General features: G+C 33.9%; 17 protein-coding genes and 1 tRNA gene. 9 read left to right on the forward strand and 9 right to left on the reverse strand.

Annotated features, from left to right (window positions below; all coding sequences use genetic code 11):
* Window positions 1-66 precede the first annotated feature (66 nt).
* Window positions 67-2,325, reverse strand: a complete 2,259-nt coding sequence (locus tag LPC11_RS01045) for an ATP-binding cassette domain-containing protein (protein ID WP_023374267.1) — start codon at window positions 2,323-2,325, stop codon at window positions 67-69.
* Between the two features lie 383 nt (window positions 2,326-2,708).
* On the opposite strand from LPC11_RS01045, the gene lip reads away from it, so the two are divergent.
* Together lip and LPC11_RS01055 are read left to right on the forward strand one after the other, a co-directional pair.
* The gene (lip, locus tag LPC11_RS01050; RefSeq protein ID WP_023374266.1) at window positions 2,709-4,931 is read left to right on the forward strand and encodes a YSIRK-targeted triacylglycerol lipase; all 2,223 of its coding nucleotides are present in this window, start codon (window positions 2,709-2,711) and stop codon (window positions 4,929-4,931) included.
* A 306-nt stretch (window positions 4,932-5,237) separates the two neighbouring features.
* Complete coding sequence (locus LPC11_RS01055) at window positions 5,238-5,558, forward strand: cell surface protein (protein ID WP_104681509.1); 321 nt, start codon at window positions 5,238-5,240, stop codon at window positions 5,556-5,558.
* A 105-nt stretch (window positions 5,559-5,663) separates the two neighbouring features.
* On the opposite strand, the gene LPC11_RS01060 is transcribed toward LPC11_RS01055, so the two are convergent.
* The 3 genes from LPC11_RS01060 to LPC11_RS01065 all read right to left on the reverse strand — a co-directional run bounded on the left by LPC11_RS01060 (window position 5,664) and on the right by LPC11_RS01065 (window position 6,194).
* Window positions 5,664-5,753: transfer RNA gene (locus LPC11_RS01060), tRNA-Ile, on the reverse strand.
* A 120-nt stretch (window positions 5,754-5,873) separates the two neighbouring features.
* Entirely contained in the window at window positions 5,874-6,005 is a 132-nt protein-coding gene (locus tag LPC11_RS12555; protein WP_255202525.1) for a hypothetical protein, read from the reverse strand.
* A gap of 45 nt (window positions 6,006-6,050) precedes the next feature.
* Window positions 6,051-6,194 (reverse strand): hypothetical protein, encoded by a 144-nt coding sequence (locus tag LPC11_RS01065; RefSeq protein WP_164967142.1) that lies wholly within the window; start codon window positions 6,192-6,194, stop codon window positions 6,051-6,053.
* 379 nt (window positions 6,195-6,573) lie between these two features.
* Here LPC11_RS01065 and LPC11_RS01070 point away from each other — a divergent pair, with 379 nt between their 5' ends.
* Window positions 6,574-7,743 (forward strand): MFS transporter, encoded by a 1,170-nt coding sequence (locus LPC11_RS01070; RefSeq protein WP_231307307.1) that lies wholly within the window; start codon window positions 6,574-6,576, stop codon window positions 7,741-7,743.
* Between the two features lie 51 nt (window positions 7,744-7,794).
* Here LPC11_RS01070 and LPC11_RS01075 read toward each other — a convergent pair whose 3' ends face one another.
* Complete coding sequence (locus tag LPC11_RS01075; protein WP_023374264.1) at window positions 7,795-9,330, reverse strand: bifunctional metallophosphatase/5'-nucleotidase; 1,536 nt, start codon at window positions 9,328-9,330, stop codon at window positions 7,795-7,797.
* A 219-nt stretch (window positions 9,331-9,549) separates the two neighbouring features.
* Between LPC11_RS01075 and LPC11_RS01080 the strand changes: the two genes are divergently transcribed.
* The 6 genes from LPC11_RS01080 to LPC11_RS01105 all read left to right on the forward strand — a co-directional run bounded on the left by LPC11_RS01080 (window position 9,550) and on the right by LPC11_RS01105 (window position 14,532).
* Window positions 9,550-10,506 carry a phosphate/phosphite/phosphonate ABC transporter substrate-binding protein gene (locus LPC11_RS01080; protein ID WP_107566507.1) on the forward strand — a complete coding sequence of 319 codons (957 nt, stop codon included), beginning with the start codon at window positions 9,550-9,552 and terminating at the stop codon, window positions 10,504-10,506.
* Between the two features lie 156 nt (window positions 10,507-10,662).
* Window positions 10,663-11,436 (forward strand): phosphonate ABC transporter ATP-binding protein, encoded by a 774-nt coding sequence (gene phnC / locus LPC11_RS01085; RefSeq protein ID WP_023374262.1) that lies wholly within the window; start codon window positions 10,663-10,665, stop codon window positions 11,434-11,436.
* 1 nt (window position 11,437) lies between these two features.
* Window positions 11,438-12,238 (forward strand): phosphonate ABC transporter, permease protein PhnE, encoded by an 801-nt coding sequence (phnE, locus tag LPC11_RS01090; protein ID WP_023374261.1) that lies wholly within the window; start codon window positions 11,438-11,440, stop codon window positions 12,236-12,238.
* On the forward strand, window positions 12,235-13,050 hold the full coding sequence (gene phnE, locus LPC11_RS01095; protein WP_023374260.1) for a phosphonate ABC transporter, permease protein PhnE: 816 nt from the start codon (window positions 12,235-12,237) through the stop codon (window positions 13,048-13,050). Before phnE (LPC11_RS01090) ends, phnE (LPC11_RS01095) begins: the two co-directional genes overlap by 4 nt.
* A gap of 240 nt (window positions 13,051-13,290) precedes the next feature.
* On the forward strand, window positions 13,291-14,058 hold the full coding sequence (locus LPC11_RS01100) for a tyrosine-protein phosphatase (RefSeq protein ID WP_023374259.1): 768 nt from the start codon (window positions 13,291-13,293) through the stop codon (window positions 14,056-14,058).
* A gap of 132 nt (window positions 14,059-14,190) precedes the next feature.
* Window positions 14,191-14,532: a hypothetical protein gene (locus LPC11_RS01105; protein ID WP_041613773.1), complete on the forward strand. Its 342-nt coding sequence runs from the start codon at window positions 14,191-14,193 to the stop codon at window positions 14,530-14,532.
* A gap of 55 nt (window positions 14,533-14,587) precedes the next feature.
* Here LPC11_RS01105 and LPC11_RS01110 read toward each other — a convergent pair whose 3' ends face one another.
* The 4 genes from LPC11_RS01110 to LPC11_RS01125 form a co-directional block, all read right to left on the reverse strand.
* Window positions 14,588-14,914 (reverse strand): cysteine protease inhibitor staphostatin B, encoded by a 327-nt coding sequence (locus LPC11_RS01110; protein WP_023374257.1) that lies wholly within the window; start codon window positions 14,912-14,914, stop codon window positions 14,588-14,590.
* A 36-nt stretch (window positions 14,915-14,950) separates the two neighbouring features.
* On the reverse strand, window positions 14,951-16,141 hold the full coding sequence (locus tag LPC11_RS01115; protein ID WP_023374256.1) for a C47 family peptidase: 1,191 nt from the start codon (window positions 16,139-16,141) through the stop codon (window positions 14,951-14,953).
* Between the two features lie 88 nt (window positions 16,142-16,229).
* Complete coding sequence (locus LPC11_RS01120) at window positions 16,230-17,192, reverse strand: trypsin-like serine peptidase (RefSeq protein WP_023374255.1); 963 nt, start codon at window positions 17,190-17,192, stop codon at window positions 16,230-16,232.
* Between the two features lie 283 nt (window positions 17,193-17,475).
* Window positions 17,476-18,747, reverse strand: coding sequence for a hypothetical protein (locus LPC11_RS01125; protein ID WP_104681510.1), 1,272 nt, complete (start codon window positions 18,745-18,747; stop codon window positions 17,476-17,478).
* Window positions 18,748-18,795: the final 48 nt, after the last annotated feature.

Below are 18,795 nucleotides of genomic sequence, written 5' to 3' on the forward strand. Positions count from 1 at the left end.
CAAGTTGCCTAAAAATAACCAGTACGTTTTTGTCTTCACGTACTGGTTTCGTCTGTCGCCAATATACTATTGTTCAATATATCTTCTTAGATGCTTGGCGGTTACAGATTGTTCAACATCAAGTAAGCCTTGTGGTTCACCGCTATAAAGGAGTTGTCCGCCTTTATCACCTGCATATGGACCGATATCGATAAACCAATCTGCTTGTGTCATCATCGTTAAGTTATGCTCGATTAGGATTACTGTGTTACCTTGATCAATCAAATGATTGAAACATTCGATGAGTATGGGAAGGTCGTCTTCATGAAGACCTGTTGTAGGCTCATCAAAAATAAATATGGCATCTTGTACCGTTTCTGTTAAATATTTACTCAATTTAACACGTTGTATCTCTCCACCAGAAAGCGTATCAAGAGATTGTCCTAGTGTCATATAATTTAAGCCAGTATTTGCTAAAGCTTGTAATGGTTGTACAATGTGCTTATCATTTTTGAATTTTTCGATGGCTTCTTGGACAGTTAACGATAAAATATCTGCAATTGAGTAGCCATCAACTTTGGCTTCAAGTACTTCGGGACGATACCTTGTACCACCGCACATTTCACATGTTTGAGAGAAATCAGGCATAAATGCCAACTCGGTTTTAATTATGCCCTTACCATGACACTCAGGGCATGCACCTTCAGAATTATAACTGAACATACTTTTCTTAAGACCAGTATGTTGACTAAAGAACGCGCGCACGTCATCAAAGATATTTAAATAAGTTAGCAAGTTTGAACGGTTTGATGCGTGGGCAGGTTTTTGGTCTATGAAAATCGCATGGCTATCTTTTTCAAATGCTGATGTGATTAATGAACTTTTACCTGAACCTGCTACGCCAGTTACGACAGTCATTGCATGTTTAGGCAATTGAGTAGTGATATGTTGCAAATTATTTTTAGAAATATCGTTAATCTCTAACATATCATTGTTTGATCTAATGTCATCTTTTAAAGTATGCGTACGATGAAGTGCTTGGCCGGTACTTGTTTGAGATTTGAGTAAATCTTTATAAGTGCCTTCAAATGTAATTTCGCCACCATCTTTACCAGCTAAAGGCCCAATGTCAATAACATGATCGGCAGTCTTGATAACGTCAGGGTCGTGTTCTACAACAAGTACGGTATTGCCTTTATCTTTTAAAGATTGTATTAAGTCATTAATCCGTTGAATATCCTCAGGATGAAGTCCCACACTCGGTTCATCGATAATATAGACAAGGTCACTGAGTGGACTGTTCAAATGTCTGATGAGCTTAATTCGCTGTGATTCGCCACCAGATAAAGATGTCGTTTCACGTGATAAAGTTAGATAATTAAGACCGACATAGCTCAATGATTTAAGTTGTTGTTTGAGTGGTTCGATGATAACTTGTGCTTTGGTCGATTCAATCGTTTCTAAAAATGCTAAAGCATCATCGATTTGTAAATCGGTAAAATCAGCGATATTCATACCATTGATTTTACAACTTAATACTTTGTCATTAAGTCGTTTACCTTGGCATGATGGACAAGCATGTTTACTTACAACACGTTCAATATCTTTCGCAAAGCGTTTTTTCTCAAAGTTATCATTTAATAAAAATGAACGTCTAAATCTATGAATTAATCCTTCAAACTTTGCGGTTCTAGGCCAATTCGCTGGTGGATTTTTAAGCTTTGTTGGTTCTGTATATAAGAACGTGTCTAATTCTTCTTTAGTATAATCTTTTAATTTTTTATCATTATCGAATAAACCTGTATATAAATAACGTTTTCCTCTCCAACTGTCAGGACGAAATGATGGAAAGTTAATCGCATCTTCATTTAAGGATTTATCAAAATCAAGCAGTTCATTTAAATCGATATCTTCGACATAGCCTAAGCCTGAACATGTTTCGCACATGCCTCGTGTATTATTAAATGAAAAGACATCGGAGTACCCGACAAATGGTTCGCCAATACGCGACCATAATAAACGTACAGAAGCATAAATATCTGAAATTGTGCCTACTGTAGAACGCGAATTACCACCTAAACGTTTCTGATTAATAATCATCGCTACAGGTAAATGTTGAATTTGATCGACTTCCGGCTTGGAATATTGACTTAATTGATGTTGGATATAACTCGAGTAAGTTTCATTGAGTAAACGTTCAGATTCGGCTGCTAACGTATTAAATACTAGGGAAGACTTACCTGAACCGGAGCGCCCTGTAAAAACAGTTAATTGATGTTTAGGAATGGTTACATCTATATTTTTTAAATTATTTTGCTTGGCACCAATGATTTTGATTTCTGACATGTGTTTCACCTCTTAATACGTTATTACCCTAATATGTATTTTCAATTCGTTATGAATAGGCATTTAACAACGCTTATTCGCCATAAGATGAAGTGTGTATAATTACAAAAAATAAAAATTGTATAGAATTGGATTTGATTATTGACTTTTCAGACAAATTTTCGTAACATTTTAATCAATTACTAGTTGAAGTAAGTGTAAGTGATGATGTCGAAATTTTTTATTTTAATATTATTGTAAGCGCTTACTAATCAAAGAAAGGATGGTTTTTATGAAAGCTTGGTTTACAAAATTAATTGAGTTTTTACCACGTGCAATTGTCAATTTATTCATCTAGTCACTTAAGATTGATTAAAAAATAAAATAAAATAGAGGTGCCGAATATGAAAAACAGAGAAAATAAATATAGTATTCGTAAATTTAGTGTAGGAACATCTTCCATTTTAATTGCAGCATTATTATTTATTGGTGGAGGTTCTGCTCAAGCAGCTGAAAATCAAGATAAGGGAAATGTTGATTCAGAAGCACAACAAGCACAATCTATTGGGGAACAACAGGGAAATGATGTTAAAAATGAACAAACAAATCAATCTAGTGAATTAAAAGAACGTAACGATAGCGTTAAAGCACAAAATGACAATCAAAAAGATGCAACACCAACAAGCTTACATAAAGAAACATCTGAGAAAGATACGACACATACGTCACAAGACAATACTGAAGAGAAACAACCAAAAGAGGCAACAGTAGAAACTGATCAATCAGCTGATCAAGTACAGCAAGATGTTAAAACAACACCTAAAGAAAAAACAACAGAAGATCAATCAACAAAATCAGTTGAAAAACCAGATGCTACAACACCAAATCAAAAGGACAAAGCTAACAGCAAAGCAGCAAAAGAAGAAACGCCAACACCTAGTCTAAAGGCACAAGATAAAGCATCATCAGCTCAAACGCATCAACATGATGTAGATCCAGAATTTAATAGCAAACATAAAGACTCACAAGTGGATCCAGAATTTAGTCATAAGCAAGCGCAAAAGAAAGAGGATGTAGATCCAGAGTTCAATAAAAATCATAAAGCGCAACAAGTGGATCCAGATTTCTCTCGACGTCATGCTACTGTGAATAAAGACAAAGCAGATGCCACAATTAATCAAAAAGACCAACAAAAAGTGACAGCACAATCAGTTGAACAAAAAGCTACAGCTCCGAATCAAACTGATTCATCTCAAAAATCAAAACAAAAGCAACCAGTCTCTCTTGATCAATTAGAAAAGGATTCACCATTATTATCAAAAGATAATCCAAGTAAAAAAGATAAAGAACAAAAAGACGGTTTACAAGCGCTAAAATCGAATTCAGTTGCTACATTAAATAACCAATCTAAAAATAAAGTAGCCGTGGCAGATAAAGATCAAACAAATAAGAAAGCTAAACAACAACAGTATAAAAATCATGATCCAATCATTCTCGTTCATGGATTTAATGGATTCACTGATGATATTAACCCAGCTGTCTTATCACATTATTGGGGCGGCGATAAAATGAATATTCGCCAAGATTTAGAAGAAAACGGCTATAAATCATATGAAGCAAGTATCAGTGCCTTCGGTAGTAACTATGACAGAGCAGTAGAGCTTTACTACTATATCAAAGGTGGTCGTGTAGATTATGGTGCGGCACATGCTGCGAAATATGGTCATGAGCGATATGGTAAAACATATGAAGGTGTATATAAAGACTGGAAACCAGGTCAAAAAGTGCACTTAGTTGGTCATAGTATGGGTGGACAAACGATTCGCCAACTTGAAGAACTTTTAAGAAATGGTAACCAAGAGGAAATTGAATATCAGAAGAAACATGGTGGCACAATTTCACCATTATTCAAAGGTAATAATGATAATATGGTTTCTTCAATTACGACACTTGGTACACCACATAATGGTACACACGCTTCAGATGTATTAGGTAATGAAGCGGTGGTAAGACAGGTTGTTTATGATATTGGTAAAGCATTTGGTAATAAAGATTCAAGAGTCGATTTCGGTTTATCTCAATGGGGCTTAAAACAAAAACCAAATGAATCATATATCGATTATGCTAAACGTGTGAAAAACTCTAAGTTATGGAAATCACAAGACAATGGTTTCTATGATTTAACTCGAGATGGTGCAACAGACTTAAACCGTAAAACATCATTAAATCCAAATATTGTATATAAAACATATACTGGTGAAGCAACACATCCATCACTATTTGGTAGACAAAAAGCTGATTTAAACATGTTCTTACCATTTATTTTAACTGGAAATGTAATCGGTAAAGCTAACGAAAAAGAATGGCGAGAAAATGATGGACTTGTATCTGTGATTTCTTCACAACATCCATTTAACCAAAAATATACACAAGCAACAGATAAAAACCAAAAAGGTATTTGGCAAGTAACACCTACTAAACATGATTGGGATCATGTTGACTTTGTTGGACAAGATAGTTCTGATACAGTAAGAACTAGAGAAGAGTTGCAACAATTTTGGCATGGTCTAGCAGATGATTTAGTACAAAGTGAAAAGTTAACATCAGAGCCAAAAGCACAAGCATAAACAAGAGACTCTAATATTAATAGAGAAAGGAGCATGCGCTATGACTGCAGATTTCTTCCAATTAATCGGATCATTCTTCAAAGTATTAAAAGAATTATTTAAGTAAGTACTATATTAGTAAAGTACCTAACACGCTTAATGAGCATGTTAGGTGCTTTTTTAATACGAAAAAACAATTGAATTTAAATATCTAAATTTATAAAAGTAAAAAATATGTAAAGAAATATAAAAATAAATGATTTAATTTTAAAAAGTTGTTATGATATAGATGTGTCAATGATTCACTTTTGGAAGGAGATTTTAAAAATGAAAAAAATGACAATGTTAGCAGGTTCAGTATTAGCAGGCACACTCGCAGTTGCAGGTGTATCTGGTGTGGCGGACGCAAGCTCAGTACATAAAACTGCCAAACATCAAACAACTCAAGGTGACCGTCCTTATGGTGGAATTGCACCTAAGGGTATGTCAGAGAAACAATATGCAGAATTAGAAAAGAGATTACCAAAAGCAAGTGAAGTATCAACTAAAGAATATAATCAATTACTTGATAAAGAAACACAACGCATCGCTGATAAATATGATGTGACTATTCATGCACCACAAAAAACATTCCATCCACATCAATAATTCATAAATAATAAGGCGTCTCGCACAATGCGAGACGCCTTTATTGGTAAAAAAAGAACCTAAGACATATAGAAATGCCTCAGGTTACAATAATATATTCAGTAGCGGAGGGAGAAGGATTTGAACCAACGCGAGCACGAAGCTCCTACCAATCATAAATGATTGGCCTCTTAAGCCAGACTTGAGTATCCCTCCAAATCAATTAACAATGAACAGTATATAACTATCTATAGTAAATGTAAAGATAAATGTATTTAAAAATTAAAAATTTGTAAAGACGTGCAATATTCTAAAAGAATCAATTTACTTTTATAGTTAAAACAATCCTTTAACAATACGAATCAAGCCATAAATGATTTCAGGTATACTTTGAAATAAAATTTCATAGACCGTCTCTTTTAGAATGTCCACTTTTCTTCTTTTACCATTTTTATTTTTTGTTGCCAAAATCATCCCTCCAGTTCATCATCGTAATAACGAAAGTTAAAAACATTAAAACAATGAACGAATTAGACGCATAAGGCCACCTAGTATTTCAGGTAAAAAACTAAATACGTCTGCCCAAAATGAGTTTTTAGTTTGTTTTTCATCTTCAGCAATTACTTTTTCGTCTTTCTGGTCTTGTTGGGATGTCATTGTAGCTACCTCCATATTCATCTTTGTATCGCTTTCATCTTATTATAACGTGTATTTGATATCTATCATAATATGAAGAGTTGATGTGGGCTAGTCCAATCAATATCAATTTTGTCACATGATTGTCAAAATTTAATCATATGCATGATGATGTATAGAGATTCAATGTACAGAGACATTACATTTAAACGATAATGCTCTAGAATGCCTAATCCAAAATTGTCTTAATTTTAATATAATGAAAATGAAATGAAAGCTTATGAAAACTCGTATTGAAGAATTCGAAAAATTTCTATATACCTCTTCACGTAGTTCAAAATCTTTTGTAGTATATCACTCATGTTGATTTTTTGAACGAAATGAAAAGGGGGAAGCAGTGATGAGAGAAAATAAAATGATGTTTTTTATTTTTATGTTAGGTACGTTTACTGTTGGTATGGCTGAATATGTTGTCACAGGATTACTAACACAAATATCTGATGACATGCATGTATCTATTTCAAGTGCGGGACTGCTTGTGAGTGTTTATGCGATTAGTGTGGCAGTGATTGGTCCATTCATGCGTATATTTACGATGAAAGTCCATGCGCATCGTTTGTTACCTGTACTTGTAGCTATATTTATCGTGAGTAACTTAGTAGGGATGTTAGCGCCTAATTTTAATGTGCTCTTATTATCAAGATTAATGTCTGCAGCTATGCATGCACCGTTCTTTGGCGTTTGTATGAGCGTAGCAGCAGCTGTTGCACCACCAGCTAAGAAACCGCAAGCGATTGCCTTAGTTCAAGCGGGTCTGACGATAGCAGTCATGATTGGTGTGCCATTCGGATCATTTTTAGGTGGTTTGGCTAATTGGAGAGTTGTATTTGGTATCATGATTATTTTAGCAGTGATAACGATGTTAGGTATGATGAAGTTTACACCGCACGTTTCATTAAGCGCGGAAGCCAATATTTCTAAAGAATTAACTGTATTTAAGAATCCACATATTTTAATTGTGATTTCCATCATCGTATTTGGTTATTCAGGTGTGTTTACAACTTATACGTTTATGGAACCTATGATTCATGACTATGCACCTTTTAAAATAATTGGATTAACCGTATGTTTATTCTTATTTGGACTAGGTGGCGTAATTGGTAATTTAGTGACAGGTAGTGTACCAGAACATGCTTTAACTAAATATTTATTCTATACGTTCTTCTTATTATTTATTACGATTATCTTATTCGTTACTTTTGTTCATTATGCAGTATTAGCATTACTCATTTGCTTCTTATTTGGTTTTGGAACATTTGGTACAACACCGCTGCTAAATAGTAAAATTATTTTAAGTGCGCATGAAGCACCATTACTAGCAAGTACACTAGCTGCTTCCATATTTAACGTAGCTAACTTTATTGGTGCTATACTTGGTTCAATATTATTATCAATTGGATTACCATATATGACGATTACATTCATATCTGGTAGCATTATTATATTAGGTATCATACTCAATACTGTAAATAATGTTTACGAGAAAAAGCACATACAATTTCATAATTAATTAATAACCCTGTTCGACACGTGATCGAGCAGGGTTTCTCATATTTAATCATTACTTTTCAACTTTAAAATTGACGACCTGAGGAATATGAGAATTTGAATGTGCTTGAAGGTAATCGATAATTAATTGTGCGCCGTCAATTTGGATATCTTTAACCACTGGTGCGTTGGCGTACATATCATACTGACCGCCACCCACAGAACGATAGTTATTCACACAAATCGTATACGTTTGATCAAAATCTAATGGTTCACCATTGAATTGAATATGTGACACTCGTTGTCCTCTAGGCTGACTAGCTTGAATCGTATAACGTACACCGGCGAATATATCATAATTAAAATGTTGAGGTTTCGGTTCCATAAACGCTTTACTGATGGTGATTTCTTGATGAATAACATCGAAATATTCAGCAGAGCGTTCAATTGCAGCTTTAATATCTGCACCGCTAACACGTAATACTTTAAATGTATTTGGGAAAGGATAATTGTTAATGACATCACGCATTGTAACGTGTTTTGTAAAACCAGTTGCTGAATCAAATAAGGCTGTACAAGCAATATCTGCGCCACTCTTAGCTAATAAGACATAATTTAAAAAATTAATAAATGGATGTGGTGCTACACGAGCTTCAAATGCATTATGCACAATCATTTCATTAGGTAATTCAGCAATCTGAGTATCTAGCCAGTCTTCTAATTGACTTCTTAAATTGCGATCATCTTTACTAACAACAAAGTCATCATCATCTGTAACAGATAATAAACTACATGATGCAATACGTTCAGTAGTGTCATCGTTTAAATTCAGAACGACTTTACCTACAGATTTTCCTCGAGTACCTGGTTGTATGACAGCTGTTTGTTTGAAGAATGTTGCGATATCTCTATGTTGATGACCTGTAATGAATATATCAATATCCTCAAAGAAGTGTTCTAAAATTGCATAACCTTCATTTTCACCTGTTTGTGCTTCGGTAGCGTCTCCAGTTTCTAAATCTTTTTCAAAGCCACCGTGATAGCTCACAACAACGAAGTCTGATTGGCGGCGTACTTCGGATAGCCAACGTTGTAATGTTGCTACGGCACTTTCAAAGGTGAGTGACTGGATGTGTTCAGGTTGTTCCCAATGAGGGATATACTGCGTTGTTAATCCAATTACGCCAATTGTTTTACCATTAATTTCAAAATAGTGAATACCCTGATGCGTGAGTAATTCACCATTGTCAAAGATATTGGCACATACCACCGGATAGTTTAGACGATTCAATGTATCTTTCAAATAAGGTAACCCGTAATTAAATTCATGGTTACCTAGCGTACCAAAGTCAAATGACATACGATTATAGAAATTGGCTAAAGGCTGGCTATTCTTGATATGAGAGACGAGATAATTACAAAATGGTGATCCTTGTAAAAAATCGCCATTATCTATTTTAATATGATGTGCGTAATGTTGTTGGTCTTTTTCAATCAAATGATTAGCCAACAATAAACCCATAGGTAGGTACTGGTCTCTTTTGGAGAAATCTGTTGGATATATGTAACCATGTATATCGCTCACTACGTAAAACGCAAGTTGTTCCATAAAATATCACTCCTTTTTACTCATCATGAATTATAGAACATCATTGTTACATTGTGTATTATTTAATAAAATTTACAAAAACTTCAACTGTATTTAAAAATAAGTTATTAAAATTCATTTTAATATAATACAAATTCACTTTAATATGTGGTAATCTATAAGTGTAATTTTATTGTATACATATTACACCAAATACGTATTAGAAGGGACAGTTATTAGATGAAAAAGTTGAAGTGTTTATTGATTCTTGTTTTATCAGTCATTATGTTTACGGTAGCATGTGGAAATTCAAGCTCTTTAGATAATCAAAAGAGTTCTGACAAAGGTTCAGATTCTAAATCTGGAGATTATAAACCAAAAGAATTAACGGTACAATTTGTACCGTCACAAAATGCAGATAAATTAGAAGCAAAAGCGAAGCCACTTGAAAAACTTCTCTCTAAAGAATTGGATATGCCAGTTAAAGTATCCGTTTCTACCAACTACAATACAATTGTCGAAGCCATGAAATCTAAAAAAGTAGATGTCGGCTTCTTACCTCCTACAGCTTACACATTAGCACATGATCAAAAAGCAGCAGATTTATTATTACAAGCACAACGTTATGGTGTGAACAAAGATGGTTCACCTAATAAGCAACTTGTGGATGACTACAAATCAGAAATTTTAGTGAAAAAAGACTCGAATATTAAAAGTTTAAAAGATTTAAAAGGTAAGAAAATTGCCTTACAAGATGTAACTTCAACAGCAGGTTACACATTCCCATTAGCTACATTAAAAGAAGAAGCGGGTATTAATGCAACTAAAGATATGAAAATCGTCAACGTTAAAGGTCATGACCAAGCAATCATTTCATTGTTAAATGGTGATGTTGATGCAGCAGCCGTATTTAATGATGCACGTAATATTGTTAAGAAAGACCAACCAGATGTATTCAAAGATACTAAAATTTTAAAACTTACGGATGCGATTCCGAATGATACGATTTCTGTAAGACCCGATATGGATAAAAAATTCCAAGATAAATTGAAAAAAGCATTTAAAGATATTTCAAAAACTAAAGAGGGACACAAAATAATTAAAGAAGTATACTCACATGAAGGTTATACTGATACAGATGATTCTAAATTTGATGTTGTCAGAGAAAATGAAAAGGCAGTTAAAGATATGAAGTAATGCATAAAGCAACTATCTAAATAAGGTGAATAAAGTTCAAATGACATAAACAAAGTACATGACTTTGAAATGCTAAGTGTTGAATTGGATGAAATATTGGGAGATTTTGATATTCAATTCGCCTTAGTATTTCTTTGTAAAAGAAAGGTGTCAATCATGAGTCAAATAGAATTTAAAGATGTCAGTAAGGTTTATCCTAACGGACATGTAGGATTAAAAAATATTAATTTAGAAATAGAAAAGGGAGAATTTGCAGTTATAGTTGGCTTATCTGGGGCAGGTAAATCAACATTACTAAGATCAGTCAATCGTCTCCATGATATTACTTCTGGTGAGATTTTCATTCAAGGTCAATCGATAACGAAAGCACGAGGCAAAGAATTACTTGAAATGCGCCGTAACATTGGTATGATTTTCCAACATTTTAATTTAGTCAAACGGTCTAGTGTTTTGAGAAATGTATTAAGTGGGAGAGTGGGCTATCATTCGACTTGGAAAATGGTGCTTGGGTTATTTCCTAAAGAAGATAAAATTAAAGCAATGCATGCACTAGAACGCGTAAATATTTTAGATAAATATGATCAACGTTCGGATGAACTTTCAGGTGGACAACAACAACGTATTTCAATTGCACGTGCATTATGCCAAGAGTCTGAAATCATATTGGCAGATGAACCTGTAGCATCATTAGACCCATTAACAACGAAACAGGTTATGGATGATTTAAAGAACATCAATCAAGAATTAGGCATTACGATTTTAATTAACTTACACTTTGTCGATTTAGCAAGAGAATATGGTACACGTATTATTGGATTGCGCGATGGTGAAGTAGTCTATGATGGACCTGCTTCTGAAGCGACAGATGATGTGTTTAGTGACATTTATGGACGCTCAATTAGCGAAGACGAAAAGCTGGGAGTGAATTAGTATGACCGGACCAGTACAACAGAAATATGATACATATTTAAAGCGGAAAATGTCGCTCAAGACAAGTTTCACATTTGTATTATTCATCGCGTTAATTGTTTGGAGTTTTATTTATACAGGTTTTAATGTTGGGGACTTAATGGTTGGCTTACCTCAAATAGGTGATTTGTTTGCTCAAATGATTCCGCCTGATATGAGCTATTTAAGTCAAATTACACAACCTATGTTAGACACAATTAGAATGGCGATTGTCAGCACTGTATTAGGAAGCATCGTGTCTATTCCAGTCGCATTATTATGCGCCAGTAATATAGTACAGAAGAAATGGATTAATATACCAGCACGATTTGTATTGAATATTGTCCGTACGATTCCAGATCTACTACTTGCGGCAATATTTGTTGCTGTGTTTGGTATTGGTCAAATTCCAGGTATTTTAGCGTTATTTATTTTAACGATTTGTATCATAGGTAAGCTATTATACGAATCTTTAGAAACGATAGATGCAGGACCTATGGAAGCGATGACGGCGGTAGGTGCAAATAAGGTGACATGGATTGTTTATGGTGTGGTGCCGCAAGCGATATCATCATTTGCCTCGTATGTACTTTATGCATTCGAAGTAAATATACGTGCTTCAGCCGTGCTAGGTTTAGTAGGTGCGGGTGGTATTGGATTGTTTTACGATCAAACATTAGGTCTATTTCAATACCCGAAAACCGCTACCATTATTTTATTCACGTTGGTTATCGTAGTCATCATTGATTACGTTAGTACGAAAGTGAGGGAACAACTCGCATGACGAATAAAGATACGCAATATCCATTACACACTAAAAATCATCGCAAAAAGTTGATTAAACAATGGCTCATTGCAATTGTAGTAGTGAGTATAATTATTTGGGCTTTTTCAGGTGTGCCAAGTTTAGAACTCAAAAGTAAATCTATTGAAATTTTAAAAGCTATTTTTAACGGTTTGTTTCACCCAGATTTAAAATATATTTACATTCCTGAAGGCGAAGATTTATTAAGAGGGTTATTAGAAACATTTGCTATAGCAGTCATTGGTACTGTTATAGCAGCCATTATTTGTATTCCACTAGCATTTTTAGGTGCTCAAAATATGGTGAAATTACGACCTGTTTCAGGCATAAGCAAATTTATATTGAGTGTTATTCGAGTATTTCCAGAAATCGTGATGGCATTAATTTTTATTAAAGCGGTAGGTCCTGGTTCATTTTCAGGTGTTTTGGCACTTGGTATTCATTCAGTTGGTATGTTAGGGAAATTATTGGCAGAAGATATCGAGAGTTTGGATTTTAGCGCCGTAGAATCATTAAAAGCCAGTGGTGCTAATAAAATGAAAACATTAGTGTTTGCAGTTATTCCACAGATTTTACCATCATTTTTATCATTAATCCTTTATCGATTTGAATTGAATTTACGTTCTGCGTCGATTCTTGGATTAATAGGTGCGGGTGGTATCGGGACACCACTTATCTTTGCAATTCAAACTCGTTCTTGGGACCGTGTAGGTATTATATTAATTGGACTTGTAGTCATGGTAGCTATCGTTGATTTGATATCTGGTGCAATACGTAAACGCATCGTTTAAATAAGTAGATTAAGCTAGAGTTTCTCATTATGGGAAGCTCTTTTTAATTAGGAAGCATTTTTTTAATAGAAGATCTCATTTTAAGATTAAAAATATAGTTAGCAACCGAATATATATTCATGAGTCATCGTGGTATAATGATATTAAATAAATATTTTATATAATGTGTTTTGATGTTGTATGGATATCATAAACGTTTAAACACTATTATATATGATTCAATGACGGAGATGACAAATCATGATCGATATTCATAACCATATATTGGTTAATATGGATGATGGACCAAAAACGAAACAAGCCATGATTCAATTGCTTAATCAAGCTAAAAAAGAAGGTATCACAGGCATTATAGCTACACCACACCATCTAAACCCTAAATTTAATAATAGCTTTCAAGACGTTTCTTTGACATTAGCAGAAATGAGAAAAGTACCAGAAATTAAACACTTAGGTATCGAATTATTTCCAGGTCAAGAAGTAAGGCTAACAGAAGCAATGATTAAGGAAATTGAATATCGCAGTATACAAGGATTAAATAAATCACGTTATTTATTGATTGAACTACCATTTGGTGATGTACCAGACAATGCTAATCGACTGTGTAATGAATTACAATCTTTAGGATATATACCAATCATAGCGCATCCAGAACGTAATAAAGCAATTGCCAAAAATCCGTATCTCTTGTATGAGTTGATTTGTAACGGGGCATTGAGCCAATTAACAGCAAGTTCTTTATTAGGTGATTTCGGAAGAAGTGCTCAAAAATTATCATTACGTTTTATTGATTGTCATTTAGCACACTTCATAGCATCTGATGCACATTCTGTAGATCATAGACCTTTCGTCTTAAATCAATTGTTTGATGAACGAAAATTAATGACTTATAGAAATAAAATAGAAGAAATGATTGAAAATGCTAAAGCTATTGTGAACAATGAAGCTGTTTATTCGGATAAACCATGTGAGCCGGAAATGATGAGACGATTTCTAAGATGGTTTTAAGAATGAATTTGAATGAATAATGAGATTAATGTAGACAATAGTCGTGAATGCAATGTGTAAGGTTAAATAAAGAGAGGTATGGATGAATAACCCGGGAAATCAATTAACCATTAAAATGAAGAGGTGATAGAGTTGGAAGATAATCATAAAGTAGTTAACGACAGAACAAGTAATGTATTGGGGGCATTAAGTTATTTAAGTATATTCTTTGCACCTGTACTTTTTCCAATTATTGTTTGGATCGTTGCGGAGCCACCTGCATCTACATATTCTAAAAAAGCGTTATTAAACCATGTCATGTCTTGGGTTTGTATGGTTTTAGGCATTATTTGTTTTGCAATGGCGCCAGCAGTATACAATCAAAGTACAGTGTTAATGGTAATTTTGTTTATTTTGGGTATCGCATTTATCTTAGGATCAGGAGCACTTTTTATTATTAATATCGTTAGAGGTATTCAATTATTAATTGATTAATTACTCATAAGGGAAGCGTCGTTCAATGACTTTGAACGACGCTTTAAATGTAGTATTAGAATTTTTCGTATCTTATGGGTCTTGACGTGCCGTACGAATTTTTAACTGAAGTTTGTACGAATATATGGTTTGTATCTTCATAGTCTAAAATATACATGAGTTGATGAGCTTTTTCAGATGTCAGTTTAATACGTTGATGTTCGGTATCGACTTGAAGAATTTGATATTGATTGTGACTTGTATCAACGCCAGTATGAATGCTAATAGATTTTTGGGCTGATGGGTTAATCCAATTGCCTAAAAATAAGTGAATCGTGTCTTGCTGTGACTTTGTGAGTGTATGTGCGTCGTCATTAATATGAATAAAGTGGAGTTGATACATAGCGTCGCCTGCCTTCAATCAATATCTATATTATGTTTAATAACCTATCATTGTGTCGTCCCAAGTATAGTCTCTGTTGAATGATAAATGAAGTAAATTAGAATCTGCATCTTGAATAGATAAATCGGTATCCCATGGATTCCAAAAAATCAGTTTGTCTTCATTATTAATTTTAGCATTACCGACAACTGCCATAGCGTGCCCAAGATGAGGATCATTAGGATTATTTTCAACACTATGTGCTAAAATCATTGCGCCTTTATTCTCTTTAGTTAATTGATCAACTTGATTATAAGAAGGCATACCACTTTGATGTTGTATGTCTCTACCTTGTGAATTACCATATTTAATCATTTGTTGTGGGTTAGTAGAGTATTGTGGTAATTCTTCTTCACTGACATCTGGATATAATGTTCTCATAATGTCGTATGCTTTATATTTATCTGTATTCTTAGTAGCATTCAGTAGGGCTGCCATACTAAAACCAGCACACCATGAATTATCAAATTGTTGTTCTCTTATTTTGAAGTTTTTTAACGTATTTTCATATTGAACTTGATTGTCTTGGTTGGCTTCAGCTGCTTGATTTTCATTTATTTTTGTTGGATTAGATGTGGCTTTAAGTTGTTGTTTAAGATGAGATGACATTTGTTGGCTATTTTCTTTGTCTTTGATGTTTGTAGGAAGCGGTGTAGCTTTAACTAATCTAACTTGTCCATTTTCTTCAAAGTAGAAGCCCTTTTCATCAGTTAAAATCGTTATATTTGTGTGTTTGTCTTTAATTTCATCTAAATCTTTAGCGATGAAATTTGAGATTTTCACACTATAGTTTGCATTTTCTTTAGATTGTTTTAAATCAGCTTCATTTTTAGGGCTAATCGTTAATGTATAAATGATTTTGCCGTCTTTTAATACTGGATAATAATAACTATTATCTTCTTCACCATTAAATTTATAGATTTTAAATGCTTCGCCTAATTGATAGTTACCAGTTTGGCTATTTTTTTGTTTGTCTAGTGCTTGAGCATAGCCTTGATATTGTTGTTGTGCTAGATTCTGCACTTTTTGAGGGACTTTATCATTTTTAACGTTAATTTCTAGTTGATTGGATTTCTGTGCGGCATAAGATTTGTTAAGGTCAGTAAAAGCAATGGTTGATAATAAAAGTATAGCGAATAAGAGAATACTTATTAATTTAAATGATATATGTTTATATGAATGATGCATTTAACAGCCTCCGATAATGTTTGATGATTGATTTATAAGTATACGTTGTCTGTTTATTCTGAATTTTTATATTAATATGTTTGGCAAGTTACGCTGCGTCTGGATTATCGTAGTTATTATCGTCATCGTTAGTATTATTGTTATTATTATTATTATTATCGTCTGTACCATTGTTGTTATCATTGTCGTCATTATTGTCGCTATTTGAGAAATGAATGTCTTCAATATTTTGTTTTAAGAAGTTTTGTACATCTTTGTTGATAAAGACAGCACCATTGTAGCTATTGGCTGCGCCACCCCAATGAATACCAATGACTTCGTTACGGCTATTGAATACAGGGGAACCTGAATTACCACCAGTTGTACTTAAGTCATAGTGCATATCTTCACCTTGTATTTGAGTGATTTTACCTCTACTTTCCCACATTGTAGCAAGTGGTTTATCTCCTGGGTAACCAGTAACGGTGATAGGTTGATTTTGATTTGTGTCCGCATTGTCACTTAAAGTGGCTGGTGTAACCACTTCACCAATATTTTGATTTTTGTCATTAGGTGAGAATTTAACGATGGCTAAGTCCGCATTGCCTGGATATTTAGTGATTTGTTCTCCAGTAAAGCCACCATTTGGATAATTATTTTGATTAACTGCAGAAGGGAAGGCTTTTAAAGCGCGTGGATTTCCGTGAGTCGCATCTACAACATGCTTGTTAGTTAAAAATTTGTCTTTACCAACAACAACACCTGATGCGATAAATGTACCTTCATTTGATTGAACTTGAACGAAAGTAACAGGGGCATAGTGACCTAACGTTGTATCGTTAATTTGATGTCGATCATTGTTAGGTAATATGACATTAGCGCGTTCTTTCTTTTCAACAGGTTTGACGTTATTACCTTTATCAATCTTAGGCGTCTTTTGTTGTTGAGATTGTGTTGTTTGTTGGTGATTATCGGTTGATGAAGTCGTTTCTGCATGTGCCGGATTAATTAATGTCGCTGATGTCAAAGTTGCAATTAACAAAGAACTTGCTGTAAAAAACTTAACTTTCATTTTAAAACCTCCTAAAAATTATATTTCCAACACAAATATAACACCAAAAATTTTTAAGTCAATACAAATATATAAAATAATTAAAAAAGTTTTGTAGAAAATAGTGTTTTATGAAATGTTTTCTATAAGATTGAATTAAATATCATTTTATATTATTTAATTGTACAAAAATGGATTTTAACTATATAAAAAGCACCGACTAAAACTATAAAAATAGTAATTAGCTGGTGCTTATTTGTATTATATCAATTGTAATGGAATTAATGATGTTTAAATGATTATCCTATTTTTTAGCGGATGATTTTCTTAATAAAATAAAGGTTACGCCTAAAACGAGTGTGATTACAAAGCCAATGTATGGCGAACGTGTTCTGTCTTGACCTGTTGCAGGTAATGATTTTGATTGGTGATGAGTTGTTATAGCTGATTGCGGTGTTGTAGAATTATGTGATTGTTGCATTGAACGACTTATCATTGCTTGGTTGTTAGCATGAATAGGTTGTCCAACTGCATCATGATTGAAGCCAGTATCTGCATTATCATCAGCAACGATAGCATCGCCATTTTGGTCATGATTAAAGTTGTTATCGATGTTATTATCAGCGGCAATAGGGTTGCCGTCTTGATCGTGATTAAAGTCATTATCTACACTATTAGCTGTCATTAAAGGATTACCGTCTTCATCATGATTGAAGCCAGTGTCTGCATTATCATCAGAAACGATCGCATCACCATTTTGATTATGATTAAAGTTGTTATCGATGTTGTTGTCAGCGGCAATAGGGTTGCCGTCTTGGTCGTGATTGAAGTCACTATCAACGCTATTAGCTGTCATTAAAGGATTACCGTCTTCATCATGATTGAAACTAGTATCCACATTATCATCAGAAACGATCGCATCGCCATTTTGGTCATGATTAAAGTTGTTATCGATGTTGTTGTCAGCAGCAATAGGGTTGCCGTCTTGGTCATGATTAAAGTCACTATCAACGCTATTAGCTGTCATTAAAGGATTACCGTCTTCATCGTGATTGAAATCAGCATCTGCATTATCATCAGAAACGATCGCATCGCCATTTTGGTCATGATTAAAGTTGTTATCGATGTTGTTATCAGCGGCAATAGGGTTGCCGTCTTGATCGTGATTAAAGTCACTATCTACACTATTAGCTGTCATTAAAGGATTACCGTCTTCATCATGGTTGAAGCCAGCACCTGCATTATCATCAGCAACGATCGCATCGCCATTTTGGTCATGATTAAAGTTGTTATCGATGTTGTTGTCAGTGGCAATAGGGTTGCCGTCTTGGTCATGATTGAAACTGCTATCGATGTTATTTTCCCCAGTAATAGGGTTACCGTTTTCGTCGTGATTAAAAGTTGAATCTGTTTGATTAGCTTGAGTGATGGCATTACCATTCGACTGATGGTTAAAACCTTGGTCTACTTGATTATTTTCTATAGTTGCAGCTGAAGCCTCGTGATGTGATGTAAGAAATAAAGCAGAAGTAGTGATAGTTGAGCCGATTAAGTATTTGATAGAATGATGCGTCAAAAAAATCTCTCCTTGAATATATTTATTTATACAGTAAAGAATTTTTAT

The sequence above is a fragment of the Staphylococcus sp. HL28 genome, from assembly GCF_021117155.1.
In the GTDB taxonomy this organism is placed as follows: domain Bacteria; phylum Bacillota; class Bacilli; order Staphylococcales; family Staphylococcaceae; genus Staphylococcus; species Staphylococcus warneri.

Bases quoted from the DNA above. Each gene is read 5' to 3' on its own strand.
- LPC11_RS01070 (WP_231307307.1), top strand. From the start codon at position 6,574: ATGAGAGAAAATAAAATGATGTTTTTTATTTTTATGTTAGGTACGTTT.
- LPC11_RS01065 (WP_164967142.1), bottom strand. From the start codon at position 6,194: ATGACATCCCAACAAGACCAGAAAGACGAAAAAGTAATTGCTGAAGAT.
- LPC11_RS01080 (WP_107566507.1), top strand. From the start codon at position 9,550: ATGAAAAAGTTGAAGTGTTTATTGATTCTTGTTTTATCAGTCATTATG.
- LPC11_RS01100 (WP_023374259.1), top strand. From the start codon at position 13,291: ATGATCGATATTCATAACCATATATTGGTTAATATGGATGATGGACCA.
- phnE (WP_023374260.1), top strand. From the start codon at position 12,235: ATGACGAATAAAGATACGCAATATCCATTACACACTAAAAATCATCGC.
- phnE (WP_023374261.1), top strand. From the start codon at position 11,438: ATGACCGGACCAGTACAACAGAAATATGATACATATTTAAAGCGGAAA.
- phnC (WP_023374262.1), top strand. From the start codon at position 10,663: ATGAGTCAAATAGAATTTAAAGATGTCAGTAAGGTTTATCCTAACGGA.
- LPC11_RS01120 (WP_023374255.1), bottom strand. From the start codon at position 17,192: ATGAAAGTTAAGTTTTTTACAGCAAGTTCTTTGTTAATTGCAACTTTG.
- LPC11_RS01075 (WP_023374264.1), bottom strand. From the start codon at position 9,330: ATGGAACAACTTGCGTTTTACGTAGTGAGCGATATACATGGTTACATA.
- lip (WP_023374266.1), top strand. From the start codon at position 2,709: ATGAAAAACAGAGAAAATAAATATAGTATTCGTAAATTTAGTGTAGGA.
- LPC11_RS01110 (WP_023374257.1), bottom strand. From the start codon at position 14,914: ATGTATCAACTCCACTTTATTCATATTAATGACGACGCACATACACTC.
- LPC11_RS01045 (WP_023374267.1), bottom strand. From the start codon at position 2,325: ATGTCAGAAATCAAAATCATTGGTGCCAAGCAAAATAATTTAAAAAAT.
- LPC11_RS01115 (WP_023374256.1), bottom strand. From the start codon at position 16,141: ATGCATCATTCATATAAACATATATCATTTAAATTAATAAGTATTCTC.
- LPC11_RS01055 (WP_104681509.1), top strand. From the start codon at position 5,238: ATGAAAAAAATGACAATGTTAGCAGGTTCAGTATTAGCAGGCACACTC.